The sequence below is a fragment of the Microbulbifer sp. ALW1 genome (assembly GCF_009903625.1).
GTDB lineage: Bacteria > Pseudomonadota > Gammaproteobacteria > Pseudomonadales > Cellvibrionaceae > Microbulbifer.
This window is the reverse complement of sequence record NZ_CP047569.1, coordinates 4,485,958-4,508,900: the sequence shown is the minus strand read 5'-3', so window position 1 is coordinate 4,508,900 and position 22,943 is coordinate 4,485,958. Positions and strand designations below refer to the sequence as shown.

Genomic DNA, 22,943 nt, shown 5'->3' with positions numbered 1-22,943 from the left:
TCTAAGATCTCGTCACTTTTTTGAATTTTGATAAAACTTCTATGCATGCTTTTAGCAAAAGCTTGTTCATGTCTGATGAATCAAACAATGGTTTAAATCCTAAGAATGACCGCCATGAAAATAGCCGTGAAAAGTACTCTCGCCATGGCATTTTTGATTTTGCCCTCGTTGTAGTGACTGTTTTTCCCGTTTTCAGGTTATACAATCTGGAGGCGATTTCTATTTTGGGGCGCCAAAATATCGGAAATGCGACCTCGCCAATCGAGACGTCCCAAAGGTCTCCGGATTGAAATTTTGGTACCATCACATCCAGTACCAGGTCAGTATCTTCGGGGTTGCTGACCCCATTTGCGCAGGGAATATCAAAAATTTGCGCCAAATACTCCCTCAGTGAAAGATCCATATCCTCATCGCTAAGGGATCCCCAAGGGTCGAGCTTACTCTTTATATCTGACCTTGGGACTACGGCTATGGTGCCCAGATAGATATTCGATTTTTCTCTCCTAAAAAACCGTTTTAACATTTAACGTCCTTTGTTGTTCGTGCTATTTCAGGCGGCGCGACGCTTTATTTCAGGTTAGGGTGCGATCTGCGCGAAATGTATTGCCCCGGCAATAGTCATTGTGAGAGAACTGATCCGTTGCTGTTCTTTTTTATATCCATCGCTTAATCCTTCCATGGGGTGAAAGATTCCATTGGTTAATAGTTCTCAGATGTTCAGTCTTAGGTTGGCTCTTATCTCTTCAATTAGTGATTCGGGCACTTCATTTTCGAGGGCCAGAGCGCTCCATTGCGATACCTGCTCAACCACGTTATCCACAATACTATCGATCTTTCTGCGGCTAAACAGCGGGCTGACTTTTTCCAGGCTGTAGATATCTTCGCGGGTAAAGTTTTCCCGCTTGCCGTTCAGGCTCATCCAGTGACTGTTTACCCAGCGGCTGCCCGGCTTGTAGCTGTAGGCCAGGTCATACGCGGGAGCCAGTTGCCAGGTTTTTCCATTGAGCTGGAAGGCGAAGTTTTTTGCGTGGTCATCGTGGTTGCGAGCGACGATATTGAACACCATGCGTATCAGCAGTTGCTCGGCTTCTTTTGCGCTGAGTTTCAGTTGCCGGGCGATGCCAAAAAGCTCCGCGTAGGAAAAGGACCCCGGGACTTTGTAATCCACGTGGGCGATGCCGTTCAGGGTCTGGATGTGGACCTTGTTGTTGTCGCGGCGGTCGAAGCGTTCGGTGACGAAGTGCCGGCGATTGCCTTCATTTAGCAGGTGGCAGGGCATCATCTCGATACCGCAGTTGCTGGCCATCTGGTGGTAGACGTATTCCATGGCACCGAAGCCCATCGGGTCGCCGAAGGTTTCCCGGTCTTTGTTGTGTTCGCTGACCCCATCGAACTTCATCAGGTAGTGGGTGAAGCCTTCGGGTACGTCGGTCTGTCCGGAGCGCACATGGGTGAAGTCTTTGTTGAAGGCGAGGACTGCCTTGGGGCGGGCGCCGCCGGCGCTCATGCCGACGGACATCAGAGCCATCATCGCTTCGCGGTTGTCTTCGCCGGTTTTGTCCAGGTGCACGTTGAAACTGCTGTGGTGGTCGAGCACCTCCTGGGCGATGGCCACCAGTTCGTCGATGGCGATGTCCTGGGAGGCATTGAGTTTTTTGATGCGGGTGGCGGGGGTGTATTCCAGTGCACCCATGCCGCGCCTGCCGGTGTACTGCAGCCGCTGCAGGGGCGAGATGTCTTGCGGGTGTTTGCCCTGGGCGGCCATCCAGGCATTGAGTACCGCATTGCCGAAGTCGTCGGGGAGGGAGTCGGCAATCAGGCCGGGCAGGCCGCGGAAGGTATCAAAGCGCAGTTCCGGGAAGCTGTAGATGCGCCGCGCCAGGGGCATCTTGAGGGGGGAGAGTTCGATACCGGTGTCGATGAATGCCGGGTCGTATTCGAAGGCACCGACGCCGGTGTCGGTGTCGAAGCTGACCGCGCCGGCGGTCTGCTCCTGCCCGTCTTGCCCTAAATAATCCACGCCGATGACTTCCATTACCATTCCGGTTCCTCCTGGGTGTCGTCGTCACCCCCTTCGTTTTTGCCGCGCTGGCCCGAGGCCCGCTGGCGCTTCTTGCCCTGCAACTTGGCCAGCTGGATCGGCGAGGGCGGCTGCGGGGGCAGGAAGTTGTCCAGCTGGGCAGTGAGGTCGAGCGCCTGGAGTATGGCGACCAGGACTTCCAGCTGGACCTTGCCCTTTTCCGCATTGAGCACGGCCTTGCGGCTGACACCGGCGTGCTCGGCCACTTCCAGCTGGGTGAGGTCACGGTTCAGGCGTGCCTGCTTCAGGCGCTGGCCGAGGCTTTCGGCAATGGCGGCGGGAGATTTCAATTCAGGATCCATAAGGTGCTTTATATGGGATTTAAGAATCAGGTTTAGGAATTATGTCCCTTTTTTGGGATTTAATGAATAAGTCAATCAAAGTTCTTATATTGGGACTTTATGGTTTTTTCATTCAATAAAGATCCCATAATTGCACTTTAAGGCCAATTAAAAATCTATTTTTGACTGCCTAGACACCTACGGTAAAGCGCCGCTGGCGTCATACTCATCAAGAGTGTCGATTCTGGTGTGGGTGTAGACGTGGGCTAAATAGAGGAGTCTAGAAACGCCGGCCACCTCCGCCCCCGCCGGGGAGGATGGCCACGCTTGCCGCTGCTGAGACAATTGCCGCATAACCATAAGTCAGTCAGCGGTGATCCCAATGTCTCAAAATCCATCTACAGCGGCGGTTGCCGGCGCCAAGCCCCAGTTGAGCTTCTGGCAGATCTGGAACATGTGTTTCGGCTTTCTCGGTATCCAGTTCGGCTTTGCGCTGCAAAATGCCAATGTCAGTCGTATCTTCCAGACTCTTGGGGCCGAGATCGACGATATCCCGGTGTTGTGGGTGGCCGCGCCACTGACCGGCTTGCTGGTACAGCCGCTGATCGGCTACTTCAGTGACCGCACCTGGACCGGCTTTGGCCGTCGCCGTCCCTTCCTGCTGGCCGGTGCCATTCTGTCCTCCATCGCCATTCTGTTTATGCCGCACTCGCCCACCCTGTGGATTGCCGCGGGCATGCTGTGGGTAATGGATGCGTCCATCAACGTCTCCATGGAGCCCTTCCGCGCGCTGGTGGGCGACATGTTGCCGCAGAAGCAGCGCTCTTTTGGTTATGCGTTGCAGAGCTTCTTTATTGGTGTGAGCTCGGTGGTCGCCTCGGCCATGCCGTGGATGCTGGCAAACTGGTTTGATGTTTCCAATACCGCACCGGAAGGTGTGGTGCCGGATTCCGTGCGCATCTCTTTCTATGTGGGCGGGATCGGTTTCCTGCTGGCGGTGCTGTGGAGTGTGTTCAAGACCCGTGAGTACAGCCCGGAGCAACAGGCCGCGTTTGAATCTGCCGAGTCGCCAGAGCTGGCGGGGCAGGCGGACGAGCCGGTGCAGGATCACAGCGCAAGTTACCGCACCATCGGTGGCGCCATGCTGTTGGTGGGTGCCGCTTTCGCGGGTTTTGTGTGGCAGCAGGGACTGGATCAGCAGTTGTACATCCTTGCCGGCCTGATCGCCGGGCTGGGTGCCCTGCAACTGCTGGCGCTGGTGTTGCGCGGGCGCGCGACTGGTAAAGAAGGGATGCTGGAGGAAATTGTCTCCAATCTCTACTCCATGCCCGACGCCATGAAGCGCCTGGCGTGGGTGCAGTTCTTTTCCTGGTTTGCGCTGTTTGCCATGTGGATCTACACCACCGCGGCGGTGACCAGCTTCCACTTCGGCACCAGTGAAGTCACTTCCCAGGCCTACAATGACGGTGCCGACTGGGTCGGTATCCTGTTTGCCACCTATAACGGCTTTGCGGCCCTGGCCGCGCTGCTGATTCCGGTGCTGGCGCGGCGCCTGGGTATGCATTTGTCACACAGCGTGAACCTGGCGCTGGGTGGCCTCGGGCTGCTGTCCTTCCTGTTTATCCGCGATCCCCAGTGGCTGCTGCTGCCGATGCTGGGTGTGGGCTTTGCCTGGGCATCGATCCTGTCTCTGCCCTACGCCATGCTGTCTACCCACGTACCCCAGCGCAAAATGGGCGTGATGATGGGGATCTTCAACGGCTTTATCGTCATTCCGCAGCTGCTGGCGGCCAGTGTGCTGGGGTTTGTACTGCGTACCTTCTTCGACAACGAGGCCATCTACGCGTTGGTGCTCGGTGGTATCAGCTGGCTGCTGGCAGCCGTGTGCGCCCTGTGGGTCAGCGAGCCGAAAGCGGCAGAAGCTGAGACCGACCTGGCACAGGCGGGCAACTGATCGAGTGGCTGTTTTCTCCCCGTTTCATCTTTGATATCGCCAATTGATGTCATCTTGCATTGCCCCGCTGGTCGGGGCATTTTTTTGCCTGTTTTTCCGGCTGAAGTGCGGTGAAAGCTTGCGATCCCGTGCTATTCCCGAATATTCCAGTTTATTCCTTCCCGATTCCGGCAACCCGAAGGTAATTTCTGCGCACCATCAAACACATTGAGGAGCATCCTATGCGCTCTATTGCCGCCCTGATTTTATCTATCCTGCCCATTATCGTTTTTGCAACCGACGACTTGGTTGAGTTGACCGCGGAGGGTGAGCCGTTACTGTCGGTGTGGCAAAGCGTGGTGGAGCAGTGTCCTGAATCTGAATACATGCACCAGATTATCCATGCTGAGGAGCTGGTGACCCTGAAGGTTGAGGGGGTTGCCTGCCGTGACGTAATGAAAATGTTGGTAGACTTTGATCTGGGCGCTGGCCCGTCAACGTCAAACCACGCCGCGATGGAATAGTTTCCCTGTTCTGTTGCAGCCACAAAATAGCTGTTGTCGGTATATGGAGAGTCTGGGAAAACGTCTGAAACTGATTCGTGCGCGGCTGCGCTGGAGCCAGACGGAATCGGCACGGAAAATGGCGATCGAGCAGTCATACCTTTCAAAGCTGGAAAATGACCAGGCGCTGCCCTCTGCAGATACTCTCGAGAATATCTGCCGGGTGTATGGCGTGGATGTACAGCAGCTGCTGGTGGGCTTAGAGGAGCAACTCAGGCGAAAACCGGAATTGCAGGTTTTGCAGCAGTCCACTGGAAGTGTGCCTGATGGAAAACGGTGGTCGTCAATGCCCGTGAGGCTCGCGCTGTCCCTGGTGATTGTGTTCGTCTTTATCGGTCTGGGAATCGCCATTGCTCTTGGACCTGTTGCCGGCAGGGAGGTCCCAGGCCCCGAACACGAGATGCTGTCCATGAAGCTGGAGCAGGTCAACGGTCGCGAGGTGATCGAAATGTTTGCGGAATTTGGCGGCCTGCAAGTCAGAGGTATGGATCTGGTGCAGGGGGATATTGACCGTCTGCAGATAGATCAGGTGCCCTGGGATGTTGCCCTGGCGCAGGTCGCGGAGAAGCTGGGCCTGAGAGCGAAAATATCCGGGGGCTATGTGACCCTGATTCCGCTGCAGCCCGCTGGGGTGGGGCCAGAGACCGAGCGAGTCTCCCTCTAGATGATACGCCCGGTTTGAGATCTGTGCGGGATTGCGAGAGCATTACCGGTTTAGCAATCGAGCCACTCCGCATTTCATGAACTTTCTCCAAACAATCGAATCCGCCCTCGATACCTTCGTTGCCTACGCCTGGGGCACGCCGCTTCTGGTGCTGCTGGTAGGCGGTGGTCTTTTCCTACTGATCAGTTCGCGCGCGCGGCCTTATCGTCACCTTGGCCACAGTATCGACCTGCTGCGGGGCAAGTATGATGACCCCAATGATCCCGGCCAGGTGCCCCACCGGCAGGCGCTGTCCACTGCGCTGTCTGGCACCCTGGGGTTGGGCAATATTGCCGGGGTGGCCATTGCCATCAGCACCGGTGGGCCCGGAGCCATTTTCTGGATGTGGGTGACGGCGCTGGTCGGGGTGGCCACCAAGTTCTATACCGCCACCCTGGCGGTGATGTACCGCGGCCGCGATAGCAACGGTGAAATCCAGGGTGGTCCTATGTATGTCATCCGCGAAGGGCTCGGCAAGCGCTGGCAGCCGCTGGCTTACCTGTTTGCCATTGCCGGCCTGTGTGGCCTGCTGCCTTCGTTCCAGTCGAACCAGATGGTGCAGTTGCTGCGGGTTTCCTTTGCTGAACCGCTCGGCTGGGTGAGCCCGGATAATGCACTGCAATTTGATTTTGGTATGGGAGTGCTGTTGGCTCTGGCGGCGCTGGTGGTCATTGCGGGGCGCATTCAGCGCATCGGGCGTTTTGCCGTGCGTATCGTGCCAGCCATGGTGCTGTTTTACCTGGTGCTGACGCTAGGGGTTATCGGTTACTTCTGGCAGGAGATCCCCGCGGCCTTTGGCCTGATTTTTCGCGATGCGTTTTCCGGTCAGGCGGTGGTCGGCGGCGCGCTGGGTACGGTGATTGCCATCGGTATCAGTCGCGGTGCCTTCTCCAATGAAGCGGGTATCGGTACCGAGTCCCTGGCCCACGGTGCGGCCAAAACCACAGAGCCGGTGCGCGAGGGCGTGGTGGCCATGCTGGGCCCGATCGTGGATACCCTGATTATCTGTACCTGCACCGCCTTGGTCATCCTGCTCACCGGAGTCTGGCAGGACGCAGAGGGGATTGCAGGCGTCTCGCTGACTGCCAATGCCTTCAGTAGTGTATTTGGTGGCTGGGGTCCCGTATTGCTGCTCATCATGGTGGTACCGCTGGCGTTCAGTACCATTGTTACCTTCTGGTATTACGGCATGAAGTGCTTCGTGTTCCTGTTTGGTACCCGTTTCCAGGTTGTGTATACCGTGATTTATATGCTGCTGATTGTGTCGGGGGCGGTGTTGTCGCTGAGTATCGTCAACAGTTTCATTACCGGCATGTACGCTGTGATGGCGATACCCACAATGGTTTCGACCTTGCGATTGTCCGGACGGGTTAACCGGGCTGCGCACGATTATTTCGTAAAAACGCCGGAAGCCTGACGCCGGCACTAATATTGGGCGACGCAATGGGTTGCGCGCTTTTTATGCGAAAGTCGGGATTTATCGGTTGGCGCGTAAAAAATTATTGTGAAAGTTCTCACAAAGTGAGCGTGCCAACGGATTTTTGTCACGCTCGCTATGGGAACTGTCAGAGAAAAAAGCTACAAACGTCGTTTCACTAAAAACAAAAGCACTCTACGGTTACATTAGGTGGAACAATGGCGAACCCGCTCGACCCAAAACCAGATGCGAATCTGGATTCCAACTCTTTTCTTTCCGGAATGAACGATAGTGGTGCAACCGAGCGTCCGTTCGCGGATAAGCTTGGCGCATCCATGGCGAAGGATCGCTCTGTAATCGGTAAAAACATCAAGTTCCGTGGCGAGCTGATTGGTACCGAAGACCTGCATATTGAAGGCACCATCGAAGGCACCGTTATCATGGAAGGCCACGACCTTTCCATTGGTCGCGAGGGTGAAATCAATGCAAATATCCACGCGCAGAATATTGTCATCAACGGCACCCTGACCGGCGACGCGCTGGCGGATGAGCTGATTGAAATCCGCAACACCGCAGTGGTTAAGGGCAACCTGATTGCCCCGCGCATCCAGCTGGATGACGGTGGTAAATTCCGCGGCTCCATGGATATGGTCGATACCGATGACGAGATGAAAGCCCGTCATTCCGAGTTCAAAGAGAAGCTGGTTCACCCGAACCTGCCGCCGAAAGATGAAGCGCCGAGCAGACCTGCCGCCGCGAAAAAATCTTTTGCATCGAAAGAAACTGCCAAGGAACAGGCCAAGGAAGCGGAGCTGGCTGACAGCTGATAGCCCGTTGTAACGCCGCATCATCCCCCCGAGCGGCGTTGCATATTCCTGTTTAAAAACCCTGGCTCACGCCCCGAATTCTTGCGATAAACAATGCAACACCGCTCTTTTGGCCTCGCTGCGTTAACGACCGAGATGGTCAAAAGCGGGGACCGAATTCTCGATCTCGGGCCTCTCTCGTCCGGCACCACCCAGGCCTTTCTCAGTCTGAATTGCCAGTGTCATATTGAAGACCTGGTGGAATACCTCGCTGACAATCAACACGGCGGTGATCCGCTACAGGCATTGGAAGATCATCTGATCCCCAAACCCGCGAACCTCAAGTTCGACGTGATCCTGTGCTGGGACCTGCTCAATTTTCTTGAGCTTGATGTTATCCAGCATCTGATTCGCCTGCTGCAGCCGCACCTGAAGCAGGGCACGATTCTGCATACCATGCGCTATACCGGGCGCAATCAGCCGCACAAGCCGCGACGTTTCCGCCTGCTGGAAAATTTCTGTTTCGAATATGTGGACGATCCCAGTTATCCGGAGGTGCCCTCCAAGGGACACTCCACGGTAACCTTGTTGAAATGTATGGATCGCTTCAGCCTGTTCAATTCCCTGATGAAGCGGGAAGGCATGGATCAGAATGTTACCGAGCATTTTCTCGAATACGACAGCATTGCATCACGCAACCAGGTGCGCAGCGGTGGCGCCTCCGATGTGAGTGCCTACTTCCGCCAGGTGCGCGATGACGAGCGTATGGAGTTTGCCGGTATTCGCAAAGCACTGGAGGCATTGCCGGCCGACGCCACGGTGCTGGATTGTGGTCGCAAAAATGGGCGCAATATCGATGCCCTGAAAAAGAAAGTGGGTGCGCTGTATGTAGAAGACCTGCACGCCTCCCTGGCCTGGCGCAAGAAAATGCACGGTGAACGCAGCGGCTTCAGTGAGTCCATGTTCAGTTTTGATCCCGGAACTAGGCTAGACGGTGTATTCCTGTGGGATCTGCTGAATTTCTGCAGTCCCGAGCAGATTGAAGCGCTGGGAGAATTGCTGGCGGGGCGGATGGTGCCTGGCGGCCAGTTGCATTTCCTGGTGTACAAATCCAGCCAGCAGCCGCAGCGGCCGGCCATGTTTGAAGTGCTGGAGGATGAACGGGTAGCGGTGACCGGTAACTCCGAAAGTCGCAGTGACCGCACCCTCGGCAGCACCGCCGACCTGATGCGGCTGTTACCCGGCTACCGCCTGTTCAGCCACCACCTCGGGCGATTGCCGTCCGGGGATTCGGTGCAGGAATTTGTGCTGCAGCTGAAGGCGTAACCGGAAACCAAGGTTGCATAAAACAAGCCTGTATAAAACGGCTTCTATAAAAAACAATTCGAGAAGATTCCAAACGAGATTACTTCCATGTCTGAATTTTTGCGCTCTGTCTTTGTTGCCCTGAGCCCGGATGCGGTCACCGAAGGGTTCCTCTCCCTGATGCTGGTGTTGTTTGCATTGGCGCTGGTGTGCCGTTTTGCGCGTCGCGCCGCGGAATTCGTTGAGCAGGCGCCAGGACTGCTCACTTCCCTGGGTATTCTCGGTACCTTTACCGGCGTGATTATCGGGCTATTTGAATTCAGCCTTGCGGATATCGACCGGAGTATCGCCAATCTGCTGGATGGACTGAAAACCGCCTTTATCACCAGTGTGTGCGGTATTGGCCTCTCGATACTGCTGCGAGCGCTGACCCGTTTTATCCCGATGCCCGGAGAAGCCGCTACCGTAACGGAACTGGCCGATATCCACAGTGCGCTGCAGCAGTTGCAAAGTGCACTGGTGGAAGGGCAGGAGCGTCAACTCGCGCAGAGTGAAACTCAGCTGGCAAATCTTTCCGAGCAGGTCTCCCAGGCACTGGTCCAGGAGATGGAGCAGGTGGTGGTGCGTTTCAATGAGCGCGTGGAAACCCAGTTCGGCGACAACATGACACGCTTTGGGGAAAACTTCGGCCGCTTTGATGGCATGGTGGAAACCCTGACGCGCGAGTACAAAGCCCACGAGGAGCGGGTGGAATACTGGTCCGAACACTGTGACACCGCGGTGATGGGGCTGGTACAGGTTGCGCGGGACCTGCAGCAGATTCACCAGCAATTGGCAGAAGTACCGCAGTTCTTCGAGGGTATGCAGGGGGTCAACACCCAGGCCCGTGAGCAGATGCAGGCGCTCAACGAGCAACTGGAGCGTTACCGCGGCGTGAGTGTGCAAATGCAGGACGTACTACCGCATCTGGGCGAGCGCATCGACCAGTTCGTGCAGGGTATCGATGTGGTGCAGCAGGTTATGACCAGCGATATGAAACAGTCGCTGGTGAGTATCGCCAAGCAGAGCGAACTGCTGGGTGCCCAGATCGAGGCGGTCTCCGGTGCCTTCGAGAAGATGTCGAGCCTGGATGCGGACTTTATCCAGGGGCTGGTGCAGGAGTCCGTTACCACCCACCGCAATGGTATGCAGGAACTGGCCCTGCAACAGGCGCGCACCCACAAGGAAATGATGGATGCCCTCAGCCACGTGATCCGCAAGAGCATGGGCGACGCAGAGAATTCCATCGGCAAGCAATACCAATTGGTGGAGCGCAAGATGGAAGAGGAAGTGGAGGGCGTTATCGCGGCCATGGGTGAGGCGCTGGCAACGATTAGTGGTCAATTTACGCGGGATTACCGCCAGTTGGTGGCGCAGATGCAGCGCCTGACGCAAGCCGCCGCATCCGCAGAGCGCGCGCGCGAGGAAATCGCCTGATGTCCACCAGGCCGGGGTTTTCCCGTTCCGGGGTGCGCGGCGGCAGTGAGGGCGAAGCCTCCTGGATCAGTGTATCCGACCTGATGGCGGGGCTGATGATGGTATTCCTGTGTATTGCGGTGGCAATGATGCGTTCGGTAATGATCGAGCGGGAAAAGATTCGCACCATTGCCATGTCCTACCGAGAAAACCAGCTGGCAATTTACGAGTCCCTGCAGAATGAATTTGCACCGGACCTGGCGCGCTGGGGCGCGACTATCGATCGGGATACTCTGACCGTCGCTTTCAATAACTCCGATGCCATGTTCGACACCGGTGAGGCCGCTCTCAGCGCCAGTTATCAGGTGGTATTCGAGGAATTTTTCCCTCGCTATATGAACGTACTGGCGCCCTTCAAGGCGTCGGTGGAGGCGGTGCGTATCGAGGGGCATACCAGCTCCGGCTGGGGCCAGAGCAGCGATCGCAACGATACCTACTTCAATAACCTGCGCCTGTCCCAGGATCGCGCGCGTTCGGTATTACGCTACGTTTACACCCTGGATGAAGTAACCGCTCACCACGCCTGGATGATGCAGAATGTGGCGGCGGTCGGATATTCTTCCTCGCGGCCGATTTACAATGCCGACGGCAGTGAAAATATCGAACAATCCAAGCGAGTGGCCTTCCGCGTGATCACCAATTCTGAAACCAAGATCCACAGTATCCTCGAGGAGTCGCTCTGATGGGGCGCTGGAGCCGGCATCTGGAAGCACTCACTCAGGCCATCTCCGGTATGGGGACACCGCCCGATGCCCGGCATTCCGATGACGATACCCTGCTGACGGAAGATGCTGTTGAGTTGGAAAACGGCCCTGAATCGGTAAGCAGCCCTGAGCCAATTAACAGCCCAGCGGAACCCGAGGCCGATGAACTACCAGACACGGAAGACCTCACTGATCCCTCTGAAGTATTAGACGTGCGGGGCGACGCCATCGCGGAGGCTCTGGTCAAGGGAATGGAAGTCACGCTCGGTGATCTGGATCAAACCGAGCACGGTTGGATTTATCGGGGTCACCCGGTCATGGTGTATGCGGTGGATGTGGCTGCGGTGGAAGATCAGCAGATCCGTGGGGAATTCTTTCACCGGGTGCATCTGGCCAGTTGCTGTGGTGCGCTGGAGGACCCGCAACAAGTGGTGTGGGTCGGCACTGCTCGCGAGGCGCTCGCCGCACCAGAGCTCACGGCGACGCCGCACCCCTGTGAGTACTGCCTGGCCAAGGTAAACCACCGCGGCTTTCGCAGCCTCGGTCCGCGCGATCGCAACCGGGTTGCTGCGGCCTTCAGTTTTCACTGGCATGTCAGCCAGTATGCGCAGGAATTTTTCCCCGGAGATGAGGCCAACTTCTGGGCGCCCGGCAAGGTGGTACAGGCGCTGCAGCAGATAGCACCAGAGTCCGCTGAGAGCGGTACCTGCGGCTTCTGTGAATGGCAGGTGCCCGCCGGGCAGCACTGGTTTGTACCCGTTGAGCGTGGAATGGCTCTGGGGCTGTCCATTGATGCCTGTGTGCTCTGTGCACAACAGCAGGCGATGGGGGTACTTACGCTACCGGGTAACAGTGCGCTGGAAGCCAGTCACGCGCGGCGCAGCGCTCAAATCGAAAGTTCGCACTCACCGGTGCAGGAGTCCGACACGGAGAGTAACCGGGAATGGTCCTGGGTGCGCAGGCAGCTTCCCTTGTCGTGGCATCCGCTGTGTGAACAACTGGAGCGAAAACTTTCCGCGCCGGTGTTGTTCCATCGTTTTGCCGGATACGAAGGTGTTGCGGTGCTGGCATGGCCGGAACATCGCCGGGGTATTGTCGCCAGTGAAGAGGACCGCGCACAGCTTCCGGAGGGCTGGGACTTCTGGACCATGCGCAGTGTGCTGGGAAGCCTGGGCTGATATCAAAAAATAGCAAACAAAAAGGGCAGCGAAAGCTGCCCTTTTTGTTTTTGCGCACTTGAATACAAGGCCGCGTGTTTCGATGGTGAAGGTTTACGGCGAAGGTTAATGTCGAATGGTCACCTTGGTGCCCATAGGCGCATTTTCATAAAAAATCTTTGCCATATGCCAGGGCAGCCGGATACAGCCGTGGGATTCCGGACGCCCGGTAACCTTACCTGCGTGCATACCAACGGCGCCATTGACCCGCATGAAAAAGTCCATGGAAGCACCGCGGAACATGGTGCCCGAAGGACGCGAATCCCGGCGCACATCGACACTGGATTTGCGCACATAGCCGGCGCGATCCACATAGTGGCCGAATAAATTAGAGCGGTGATCGATATCTTTTTCGCTCACGCGGAAGCTCCCCGTAGGTGTCCGGTATCCGGCGATTCCCGTGGCCACGGGAGAAACGCCCGCGAGCTGGCTGCCCTTGTAGAAATACGCCCGCTGTTCACTGAGATCGATAATGATATGTGGCGCTCCACCGATCACATCCCGGCGCCACCAGGCGCTGCCATCGGTCATGGATCTGTGCTGCTGGTAGGGGTAGGGGTAATCACCGGCCTGGGCGATGGGGGCGAAAACCGCGGATGCGGCGAGAATCAGGCTGCTGCCTACAAGAATTTTTTTCAGCAGGGAAGAACAACGTTGTGCAGGTAAATGCATAGATACCTCATCTGCTCTTGCGAGCGAATTTCAGGTCTCTGTGTACGCGCTTCCGGTATTGCCAGCTGAGCCCGCTGAGAGTGACGCTCGCTCTGGCAAATTTCAGGGTATAGAAACCCCTGCACCCTGGGCGCACAAAAAACCTGTGAATTTCCCCAAAGCGGCGCGTCGGTGTTTCCCGATTTGGCCGCGGGATGAGCCCTGCCGGTTGGTTTTGCAGACCTCTGGGCAAGTGAGAGGCATGGTAGGATCGGGGTTTGGCGCCTTTTACATTTAAATGGAATGACGGGCGATGGTGATAGATGAATTTCGTTCAGGGCGAGACAGGTCAAAAGTAGCGGGCAAAAAAAAGCCGGCTAAGGAGCCGGCTTGAAACAATCCAGAAAGTCTGGAAAGCGTGCTTTGACGAGAGAGCAACAAAGTGAACGTTCTTATTGAGAGGTAACCCTTTGAGTGCGATACCCGGGGCCGGTTCGCTGCACTTGCACAAGTGCGCGCCAATTTCTCAATAAGTCCGAAATTTTTCCTGTTTCGTGGCGCCGTTTATCTGCGGCGGTCTATTTCCGGCAATTTACTTACCGTAATTTATTTGCGATAGAAAACCCGCGCGGCCGCGACCGGCAGTTCCACCTTTTCACCGTTAACGGTGCCAGCGAAGCCGCTGGGTGTGATGTCTTCACTGCCGGTAAATTCTTCCGGCAGGTTGAAGCTTGCCGCCTCATGGCCCAGGTTCAGTACCACGAAATAGCCTTCGCCTTCCTCATTGCCGCGCTCGAACACCAACAGGTCATTGGCGGTATCCAGGATGCGCTGGCTGGCAGTGGCCAGTGCCGCTGGCAGATCCGCGTGCCACTTCAGCAGGTCGCGGAAGCGGTTCAGCATCGAGTGCTGGTCATCTTCCTGTACCGAGGCGGCCAGATGGTAGTGTTCTTCCGCCACCGGCAACCAGGGTTTTACCTTGGAGAAGCCGGCATTGATTTCGCCACCGTTGTACCAGGGCATGGGGGTACGGCAGCCGTCGCGGCCCTTGAATTCCGGCCATAAATTGATGCCGTAGGGATCCTGCAGGTCTTCAAACGCCACCTCTGCTTCCGGCAGGCCCAGTTCCTCGCCCTGGTACATGCACACACTGCCGCGCAGCATCAATTGCATCAGGAAGAACAGCGGCGCACGGGCGCGGGCGGTTTCCGGGTCGAAGCCCTTGTTCCAGCGGCTGAAAGAGCGCGGTACGTCGTGGTTGGAAATGGACCAGCAGGGCCAGCCTTCCTCGATCACCTGGCGGTTCTTTTCCAGGGTGTCGCGCAGGAACTGCGCGCTGCAGTCTTCCGCCAGCAGGTCAAAGGAATAGGCCATGTGCAGGCGGTTTTCCGTAGTGTACTCGGCCATGATCTTGTGGGTGTTGTCGTCGCCCACTTCGCCCACGGTCATGGTGCCCGGGTACTCGTCCAGCAAGGCGCGCACGCGCTGCAGGAACACCAGGTTTTCCGGCTGGGATTTGTCGTGAATGTGCCACTGGTACTCGTAGCTGTTTACCGGCGGCAGGCCATTTTTATCCAGCTTCACCGGGCGCGGCGGGTTGTTTTCCAGCGAGCGGTTGTGGAAGGCGTGGTTGATGGCGTCCAGGCGGAAACCGTCGACCCCACGGTCTAGCCAGAATTTCAGGTCCGCCAGCAGCTGCTCCTGGACTTCCGGATGGTGCAGGTTCAGGTCCGGCTGTTCCTTGAGAAAGTTGGTCAGGTAGTACTGACGGCGGCGGGTGCACCAGCGCCAGGCGCTGCCACCGAAGTTGGACATCCAGTTGTTCGGTGCGCTGCCATCTTCCTTGGCATCGGCCCATACGTACCAGTCGGCCTTGGCATTGTCGCGGCTGGCGCGACTCTCTTCGAACCAGGGGTGCAGGTCAGAGGTGTGGCTCAGGATCTGGTCGATGATCACCTTAAGGCCCAGTTCGTGGGCTTTTTCGATCACTTTGTCGAAGTCGTCCAGATTGCCGAAGATCGGGTCTACATCGCGATAATCGGACACGTCGTAGCCGAAGTCCACCATGGGTGACTTGAAGAAGGGGGAGATCCAGATGGCGTCCACACCGAGGGATTTCACATAGCCGAGCTTCTGGGTGATACCCGGCAGGTCGCCGATACCATCGCCATTGGCGTCGCAGAAACTGCGCGGGTAAATCTGGTAAATGACGCCGTTGCGCCACCATTCCCCGGTTGATTTATCTGTGTGAATACCGCTCATACCGTGAGTCCGTTATTGAAAGCTTTTTATGGATAGCTATTAGCTTAGGGTCAGTATGGCGACGCCGGTGGCGCCTTACCTCCTCCCCGAACGGGGGGAGGGTGCTTTACAGGGCGGTCGGGAGGCGGGGTGATCAGGGCTTATCCTGCACCGATCGCAGCAGTTGCTCCGCCAGGGCAATGGCCTCCTGGCGGTCCTTCACGTCCAGTTTCTGGTAGAGGCTGCGGATATGGGTCTTGATGGTGCTTGGGGCCACCTTGAAGTGGCGGGCGATGCGCTCGTTGGACAGGCCGGAGTGGATGGCGTTCAGCACCTGCCACTCCCGCGGGGTGAGGGGGGAGTGGCGCAGGAAGTCCGGCACCGCGTCGCTGGCGAGGATTTCGCGCACGATGGTTTCGTCCAGCTCGATGCGGATGCCGCCCCCCAGCTCTGGCTGCTGCTGGGCGAGCTTGATCAGTTGCTGGGCCTTGTCTGCCAGCGGCTCGCTCAGTGCGAGCTTGCCGGTTTCCTCCAGCGCCGCTTTTAAAATCACGATCATCGGCTTGCCAACCTGCAGGAAGCTGGCGATAAGGTCGCTGTCCTGCATGATGGTGAGGGCGGCGCGGATATGCTCCAGCGCCTGTTCGCGGCGCTCGCGCAGCCACGCCAGGTGGGCGGCGAGTACGCGGTTGCGCAGCTGGTCGGTGACCAGACCGCACTCCACGGCCACCTGTTGCAGGCGACCTAAAAGACGGTTGGCATCGGACCAGCGGTGCAGGGAAATCAGCGCGCGCACATGGTTGCGGCCGTAGCACTGCTCGAAGTGGTTGCTGGGGCGGTCGACCACCGGCTCCGCCTGCTCCTGCCAGCTGGCGATGGCATCGGTATTCTCCAGCGCCTGCCACACGCGCATGCGCGCCGCATCCGCATTGGCTACCCAGTCGCGGTGGTACTCTTCGCCCGCCAGCAGGTGTTCCACACGCTCCAGCCACTCGAGGGTTTCATCTTTGTCTCCCCGTGCCAGTGCCACTTTCAACAGCAGGGTGTATTCCGGCAGCAGCCAGCGCTCACCGACCTTGCGGTTGATCTGCATACCCCGGCGGGCAGATTCCGCGGCGCCGTCCAGGTCGACGGCTTCCCACTGCAGCTGCCCTTTCAGGCGATAGATAAATTCGGAGATCGGCAGGCCCACCAGGTGGTGTTCCTCGATCAGGCGCTGGGCGCGGCCCTGCAGCGCCGCGGCCTTTTTCAGCAGGCCGTTGGCAAAGGCGATTTCGGTCTGCTGGCACAGGGCCCAGGCGGCGTTGGGAATGTCGTGGCGAGCGAGGGTGGCCTTTTCCACCGCTTCCATATGGTGCATCGCCTGATCCAGCTCCCCCAGGCAGAAACTGGTTTCACCGATGACCAGCTGGGCGGCGATGCGCTCGCTGTCCTGCTCTTCCGGTAACAGCTCCAGCGCCTCCTGGGCGTACTCCTTGGCTTTGAGGATCTGGCCGCGGGATACGGAAACCTGCGCGCGCATGGCAGCAAAGGCCCCCTCGAATGCTTGCCACTGCTGCGGGTCTTCGCGCTGCAGCCAGCTCTCGGCGGCGGCCAGCAACTTGTTGCAGCGGTCGTAGTTGAAGCTGTCGCGGGCGAGGCGGGCGGCCAGCAGAGTGAAGGAGGCGTGGCGTTTGAGCTGGTCTTCTCCGAGCCAGTTGAGGCTGTCGTTCAGTACCCGGAACTGGCCCTCGCGCAGGAATTGTTCGCCCTGCTCGGCGATAAGGCGGTGTACCCGCGCGCGGTCTTCCGCTTCCAGCGCGTGGCGCAGGGCTTCCAGTGGCTGCTTGAGCTCCTGCCAGGTATCGCTGGCGGTCTGGTGCAGCTGGGTGAGCTCCTCGCCGTCGGACAGCTGGCGCTGCAGGAAGCGGGCAAAAACCGGGTGGAAGCGGAACCACTGGCGGCTGGAGTCTTGCGCCTGAAGAAAGAGACCGCGGCTGGCGGCGGTTTCCAGCTGCTGCTGGCCACCACTCTGACCGCTGAGACGCTCCGCCAGCAGGCCGTTGACCCGGGTCAGGATGGAGGTGCGGGCCAGCAGTTGGCGCAGTTCCGGGGCCAGCCGTTCCAGGACTTCCTCGGCAAGGTAATCGAGGATGTGCCCGTGCCCCTGCTCCAGTTCACCCAGGTAGCGGTCCACTTCCTCCTGGTTGCGTACTGACAGCGCAAACATCTGGATCGCCGGTGGCCAGCCCTCGGACAGCTGGTGCAGCTGCGCCACGCGGTCGCTGCCCAGAGCAAAGGGCAGGCGCCGGGTCAGCAGCTGGGTGGTTTCGTCGATGGTCAGCGCCAGGTCGTCTGCGGTCAACTCCAGCAGGCGGCCCTGTAAACGCAGGGCGCCAAGGCCCAGTGGTGGCTGGCTGCGGCTGGTGATGACCACGCCGATCCCTGCGGGTGCGTGGCGTAGCAGGAAGCGGGTGGCATCGTGCACTGCCGGGTTGTCGATCTGGTGGTAGTCGTCGAGGACGATGCGCAGCTCACTGGGCAGCTGGCGCAGTTCCGACAGCATCTGGCTGATGACCAGGGAGGGGTCGAGATTGTGCTGGGCGGCGAGGATTTTGCTGGTTTCCGGCACCCCGTTGCCGGTGGCGCGATGCACACTTTCCACCAGGTAGCGGCAGAACTGGCCGGGCTCGTTGTCACCGCCGTCCAGGGAGTACCAGGCCACCGGGTTGTCCTGCTCCGTGGCCCAAGACGTCACCAGGGTGGTCTTGCCGTAGCCGGCGGGCGCGGTGACCAGTAACAACTGGTCACTCTGGCTCTGTTCCAGAAGTGATTGCAGCCGGGGCCTTTGCAGGGTGTGTTCCGGGCAGTCGGGGAGGCTGTACTTGGAGGCTAGAAGCATGGCAATAACCGGTCAGCAGGGCTTGAGCCGGGGTTTCCATTCACCAGAACCACTTCAGAACCCCGGAGGCGCAATTGTACAACGTTAGTGTGCCAGCCCTGCTATTCGTTCGCGTCCTCCCCCAGGGGGGAGGAGTCGCGGTGTGATCGCGCTCTTAATCGCGCTCAAAAAGGTCTCCGGACAACTGGTCACCGATCATATTTCCACGCTTCTACTGGAGCGCTTGCCGTCGGCGCTGCGTGCCCGCAGGCGAATGACCGACTCGGGTGCTGTCTGGTGAGTGACCGCCTGCCATTCGCGGCCATCAAAATACTCCACGGAAAGACCGGGGTAGGGGGTGGCGACTTTCAGTTTGCTGGCTTCGACAATGGCACCGGGCACAGGTACTCGGTAGTCCACCCCGCCCAGGTCCAATTTGTAGAGTTCCTTGTGGCCCAGCGCGGCGGAAAAGGTCAGCCAGTCGGCGGCCAGCTGCTCTTTATTGACCAGATTGCTGTCGCCATCGAATTCCTGTTGCTGCGGTGGCAGTTCCCACTCGGCTTTGTGCCAGGCGCGCTCGGCCAGCGCCAGCAGCCGCGGAAAGATTTTGTATTCCACCATGGTGTCGGTGCGTGTGGTCTCACTCCACAGCTGGCCCTGAATGCCCAGCACGGCTTGCGCAAATTCTGCGGTCGGTGCTTTGCCGCTCCAGGGCTGGCCATCGGCATTGGGAAAGACTTCGGCCATCTGCGGGGTGTTGAGCGGTGAGTAGCCGAACACCTTGCGGGTATCGGAGGTACGCGACGCCCAGTAGTAGCCGTTCTCTTTCGGGTCCATTTCGTAGGGCATATCGAAATAGAGGTGGTCAGAGTGGGACTGCACCACGCCGAATCCGCGGCTCGCCAGGCGGTGGCTTTTATCACCGCCGTCGCCGAAAGCCGGTGCCCAGGAGTTGATGTAGTTGTTGGCTGTGCTGAGATCTTTTGTCGGGTCCTGGATATGTTTGAGCCCGTCATACCAGGCACCCATGGTCTGGATGCCGGCATCGTTCACCAGGGCGCTGACACGGCTGGCAAAATAGTTGCCGAGTTTGTCGATGGACGCCACGCTGCCGTCTGCCACCAACTGCTGGCACTGGGGGGAGCCGGACCAGGGCTGCTGGCGGGCGGACGCGGCAGCATCACCTTTTTCCGGGTCCGTGCCCGGTGCATCTTCAAAGCTGTCGAACGCCAGCAGGTTGATGGCCTCGTCGCCGCCGAAGTGCCAGGTAGCGAGTGACGCGCCGGCGATCGCATGCATCTGTTGTACTTCGCGGATCAGCTTCTCTACAAAGTGATAGCTGGAATCGATACAGGGATTTACGTAGCTGTCATTGTAGAACTGCACCGAAAGAAAATCTGTGTTGTCTTCCGGATCGATCAGGCGGAATTCGTTGGCCTTTTCCGGTGAAGTCTCGCGATATTTTTTGTATCGCGCTTCCATGGCGACAATAGCGGCGCGCGCATGGGCGGGGGTGTCGAATTCGGGAATGACTTCGATATGCCGTGCGGCAGCAAAGCGCACTATCTCGATATAGTCCTCGACGGTATAAAAACCGCTGCCAAAATTGTTGCTGTCTGGCCCCGATCCCAGCTGTGGCAGCAGACAGCGGGTTTCACTCAGGTCGAAACAGCGCTTGCTGCCCACGTCCGTCAGTTCCGGTAGACCGGGAATTTCCAGTCGCCAGCCCTCATCGTCTGAAAGATGGAAGTGAAAACGGTTGAGCTTGTAGGCCGCCATCTGTTCCAGCAGTTTCAGCACTACCTCTTTACTGTGAAAGTTACGCCCTACATCGAGGAACATGCCCCGGTGCTGGAAGCGTGGTGCATCCTCGACTTTGGCCGGTGCCAGTGTGCGCTTGTCCGCATCCACCAGTGCCAGCAGGGACTGCAGACCATAGAAGGCGCCAGCCTGGTCATAGCCTACGACGATGGCTTCTTGCGTTTGCGCATCCAGGCGGTAGCTGCCACTGACGGCATCAGTAAAGCTTTCCGGGGCAACGACAAGCTTTACTGGGTAGGCTCTGTCGCTTTCGGGGGCCAATCGCAATTGCGCTAGCCGCTGGTTAATGGCGTCCACGCTTTTTGTTGTCAGCACGCCGCTTTCAATACGGATACCGTCATCGAGCCGCACGGGCTTCAGGGCGTAAGGCTGAGTGAATAGTGGTTTGGGGATAATGCGCGATTGCCAATCGCTCCCTACGGAAGCGTGGTTGCCCGCAGCCAGGTGACTCTGGTAGCGGCTGGCGGCAGTGGCCAGGGTGTTGGCATCGCTGGGGGTGTGCTTCCAGTTTTGCGGATCGTTGGTGGTGATCGGAAGGACAAAGCGGTTGAGAGCGTTACTGTCGGTATTTTCGATCACCAAGGTCCGGCCCGTGCTGTCGGCAACGAAAAAGCGCGGCATAAAGTCCGATTCAAACTGGATGCGCTCTTCAATCAGGAAGTCCAGTTGCAGGGTTTTGCCAGCGGGCAAACCGGTAAATTTCCCGGTGGGTATCAGCCGGTGCAGATCGCCCTTGACGTGCTCCAGCGCAAACGCGTCACTGTTTAGCAGTGCCAGGTTGCGGCGGATGCTGTGAAAGTACAGGGTCCAGTCCTGTGCTTCCGGTGCCAGGTCGGCGCCGCTATTGGTGAGCGACATGCGATAGGTTGAACACTTGGCGCCGATGCCACCGGCCTGTTTGCACATTTGCCGCAGCGAGCTATCCACTCCCTGGTAATTTTTCAGCACTTCGAGCTGGATCGAGAGCATGCTGGCAATCTTTTCTAGCGCTGTTTCTGCGCTGGTAGGTGCAGGAAATGCAGTGCCCGTTGCAGGCTGGTCGCAACTGGCGAGCACGGAGGAAAGGAGAGCTGTGCCCACAAGTTTCAGGTATCGCATGATTGATTCCGTTTTTATTGTGTTCGGTTTCGGAAAATAAGCGCAATCAGGTTCCGCGTAGAGGATCAGGCGGGCTCAGAGGATGTTGCTGAAATCTCCAGGTTCTGGGCCAGCAGCTGCGCGGCGGCGCTGGCACTGCAGGCGCGGCTGGAATAGCTACACACGTAAGTGGCCAGTTCGGGAAAGCTTGCCAGCTCGTAGTCCGATCGAAGCGCCACCACAACAACCGCATCGCCGAACTTGGCAATCGCCCGCTGCACGATATCCGCTTGCGCGGTACCGTCGTAATCCAGTCCGGGAAGTGGGTAGTCCTCGGTCACGATCACCAGTGGCAGCTCGATACGGCAGCGGCTGTCTGCTGCCAGCAGGGTTTCCAGCAGGTCGTAGCCGACTTCGGCAAAATGACAGCCGCGGTTTGCGAGTTCCTGCCGGAAGACCTGATAGGCGGTTTGTGGATCGTTGGGACCAATTCCGCGGGTGCTAATCACCAGCTGGTGCATTTTTGGATTGGAGGCACCGACCAGGGTGAAGCCGTCGTGTTTCAGTGGCCAGGCTCCGGTCTTGTTACGCAATACCTGGATGGCCGTGCGTGCGCACTCGGCCGCAATATGCTGGTGCTCACCACTTTGCAGTGAGCCGTGTACCAAACGCGCAGGGTGGGTGAATGCCTCGCGCTGGTATTTGACGGTAAGCACCCGGGTGAGAGCGGTGTCGATGATTTCTTCGGCGAGCTCGCCGCGTTCGACGGCGTAAATGACACCATGAATGGTTTCGCGCTGTTTTTCCTTGTAGCCACCGAGCTGGTTTTCATAGTGTTCTTCGCTGAGCATTACCAGGTCAGCACCGGCGGCAAGGGCGCGCACCGCCGCCTCTGCCGGGGCGTAATTCTTGCGCATGGCCCACATATTCATGCTGTCGGTAATGATCAGGCCACGGAAGCCCATTTTCTTACGCAGAATATCCCGTAGGATTTTCTTTGACAGGGTGGCGGGGTTGTCCGGGTCTATCTTCGGGTACAGGATGTGGCTGGTCATCACCAGGTCGACGCCCCCGTCAACGGTAGCCTGGAAGGGCCGCAGGTCGCTGTGGCGTAATTCGTCCCAGGATTTATCCACAACAGGCAGCAGGCGGTGGCTGTCTTCGCCAGTGTCGCCGTGGCCGGGAAAATGTTTGGCCGCGGAGACTACACCACCACGGTGCAGCCCTTTTACCGCGGCTGCCGCGTGGGCGGCGACTGATTCGGTTCCCCCGCCAAAGGAGCGCACGCCGATAATCGGGTTGTTCGGATTGCTGTTGATATCCGAGCAGGGGCCGAGGATACAGTTGAAGCCGAGGGTACGCATTTCGCGGCCGAGTACCCGGTGCATATTTTCCGTCAGTGCCAGGTTATTCGCCGAACCCAGTGCCAGGTTGCCGGGACCGGTCGTGGTGTGTTCTACCAGTACCCCCCAGGCGCCTTCCTGGTCGACGGCGAGCAACAGCGGCGCATCGCAGGCGCGCAGGTGCGCCTCGTAATCCAGTTGTGACGTGAGCTCGTAGGCTTCATCGGGTGTGTCGGCGTTGTCATGGGTCAGGTAGAATCCGCCCACGTGCATTTCCCGAACCAGTGACTTGGCGTATTCCGTATCTTTCCCGGAGTAGCCGAGTACGAACAGCTGGCCGACCTTTTCCGCCAGCGACATGTGTTTGATCAGTGTGCTGACGTGCTTCAACGTATCCTGTGGCATGGCTCCATCCTTTAAAATTCG

17 protein-coding genes are annotated in these 22,943 nt (G+C 58.2%); 9 read left to right on the top strand and 8 right to left on the bottom strand.

What is annotated here, in order from left to right; genetic code table 11:
- Position 1: 1 nt before the first annotated feature.
- The 3 genes from GRX76_RS18560 to GRX76_RS18550 all read right to left on the bottom strand — a co-directional run bounded on the left by GRX76_RS18560 (position 2) and on the right by GRX76_RS18550 (position 2,382).
- A complete protein-coding gene (locus GRX76_RS18560) occupies positions 2-523 on the bottom strand; it encodes a hypothetical protein (RefSeq protein WP_160154645.1) in 522 nt (173 codons plus the stop codon).
- Between the two features lie 186 nt (positions 524-709).
- Positions 710-2,035, bottom strand: a complete 1,326-nt coding sequence (locus tag GRX76_RS18555) for a type II toxin-antitoxin system HipA family toxin (RefSeq protein WP_236250467.1) — start codon at positions 2,033-2,035, stop codon at positions 710-712.
- The gene (locus tag GRX76_RS18550; protein ID WP_160154643.1) at positions 2,035-2,382 is read right to left on the bottom strand and encodes a helix-turn-helix transcriptional regulator; all 348 of its coding nucleotides are present in this window, start codon (positions 2,380-2,382) and stop codon (positions 2,035-2,037) included. Before GRX76_RS18550 ends, GRX76_RS18555 begins: the two co-directional genes overlap by 1 nt.
- A 361-nt stretch (positions 2,383-2,743) precedes the next feature.
- On the opposite strand from GRX76_RS18550, the gene GRX76_RS18545 reads away from it, so the two are divergent.
- The 9 genes from GRX76_RS18545 (at position 2,744) to GRX76_RS18505 (ending at position 12,485) form a co-directional block, all read left to right on the top strand.
- A complete protein-coding gene (locus tag GRX76_RS18545; protein WP_160154642.1) occupies positions 2,744-4,315 on the top strand; it encodes an MFS transporter in 1,572 nt (523 codons plus the stop codon).
- A gap of 221 nt (positions 4,316-4,536) precedes the next feature.
- On the top strand, positions 4,537-4,818 hold the full coding sequence (locus GRX76_RS18540) for a hypothetical protein (RefSeq protein ID WP_160154641.1): 282 nt from the start codon (positions 4,537-4,539) through the stop codon (positions 4,816-4,818).
- Between the two features lie 43 nt (positions 4,819-4,861).
- Positions 4,862-5,521 carry a helix-turn-helix domain-containing protein gene (locus GRX76_RS18535; protein WP_160154640.1) on the top strand — a complete coding sequence of 220 codons (660 nt, stop codon included), beginning with the start codon at positions 4,862-4,864 and terminating at the stop codon, positions 5,519-5,521.
- 76 nt (positions 5,522-5,597) lie between these two features.
- Entirely contained in the window at positions 5,598-6,977 is a 1,380-nt protein-coding gene (locus GRX76_RS18530) for a sodium:alanine symporter family protein (protein WP_160154639.1), read from the top strand.
- 218 nt (positions 6,978-7,195) lie between these two features.
- Complete coding sequence (locus GRX76_RS18525) at positions 7,196-7,804, top strand: polymer-forming cytoskeletal protein (RefSeq protein ID WP_160154638.1); 609 nt, start codon at positions 7,196-7,198, stop codon at positions 7,802-7,804.
- A gap of 93 nt (positions 7,805-7,897) precedes the next feature.
- On the top strand, positions 7,898-9,109 hold the full coding sequence (locus tag GRX76_RS18520) for a hypothetical protein (protein WP_160154637.1): 1,212 nt from the start codon (positions 7,898-7,900) through the stop codon (positions 9,107-9,109).
- A gap of 87 nt (positions 9,110-9,196) precedes the next feature.
- The gene (locus GRX76_RS18515; protein ID WP_160154636.1) at positions 9,197-10,564 is read left to right on the top strand and encodes a hypothetical protein; all 1,368 of its coding nucleotides are present in this window, start codon (positions 9,197-9,199) and stop codon (positions 10,562-10,564) included.
- Complete coding sequence (locus GRX76_RS18510; RefSeq protein WP_160154635.1) at positions 10,564-11,286, top strand: OmpA family protein; 723 nt, start codon at positions 10,564-10,566, stop codon at positions 11,284-11,286. The genes GRX76_RS18515 and GRX76_RS18510 overlap by 1 nt, the downstream gene beginning before the upstream one ends.
- Positions 11,286-12,485 carry a hypothetical protein gene (locus tag GRX76_RS18505; RefSeq protein WP_160154634.1) on the top strand — a complete coding sequence of 400 codons (1,200 nt, stop codon included), beginning with the start codon at positions 11,286-11,288 and terminating at the stop codon, positions 12,483-12,485. The genes GRX76_RS18510 and GRX76_RS18505 overlap by 1 nt, the downstream gene beginning before the upstream one ends.
- Positions 12,486-12,590: 105 nt before the next feature.
- Here the strand turns inward: GRX76_RS18505 and GRX76_RS18500 are convergent, their stop codons facing one another.
- From GRX76_RS18500 to GRX76_RS18480, 5 genes are all read right to left on the bottom strand, one after another.
- Positions 12,591-13,196, bottom strand: coding sequence for a L,D-transpeptidase family protein (locus tag GRX76_RS18500; protein ID WP_236250466.1), 606 nt, complete (start codon positions 13,194-13,196; stop codon positions 12,591-12,593).
- 585 nt (positions 13,197-13,781) lie between these two features.
- Positions 13,782-15,437 carry an alpha-amylase family glycosyl hydrolase gene (locus GRX76_RS18495; RefSeq protein WP_160154633.1) on the bottom strand — a complete coding sequence of 552 codons (1,656 nt, stop codon included), beginning with the start codon at positions 15,435-15,437 and terminating at the stop codon, positions 13,782-13,784.
- Between the two features lie 133 nt (positions 15,438-15,570).
- Complete coding sequence (gene malT, locus GRX76_RS18490; protein WP_160154632.1) at positions 15,571-18,297, bottom strand: HTH-type transcriptional regulator MalT; 2,727 nt, start codon at positions 18,295-18,297, stop codon at positions 15,571-15,573.
- Positions 18,298-18,492: 195 nt separating this feature from the next.
- Positions 18,493-21,195, bottom strand: coding sequence for a family 20 glycosylhydrolase (locus GRX76_RS18485; RefSeq protein ID WP_160154631.1), 2,703 nt, complete (start codon positions 21,193-21,195; stop codon positions 18,493-18,495).
- Positions 21,196-21,260: 65 nt separating this feature from the next.
- Positions 21,261-22,922 carry a glycoside hydrolase family 3 protein gene (locus tag GRX76_RS18480; protein WP_160154630.1) on the bottom strand — a complete coding sequence of 554 codons (1,662 nt, stop codon included), beginning with the start codon at positions 22,920-22,922 and terminating at the stop codon, positions 21,261-21,263.
- Positions 22,923-22,943: the final 21 nt, after the last annotated feature.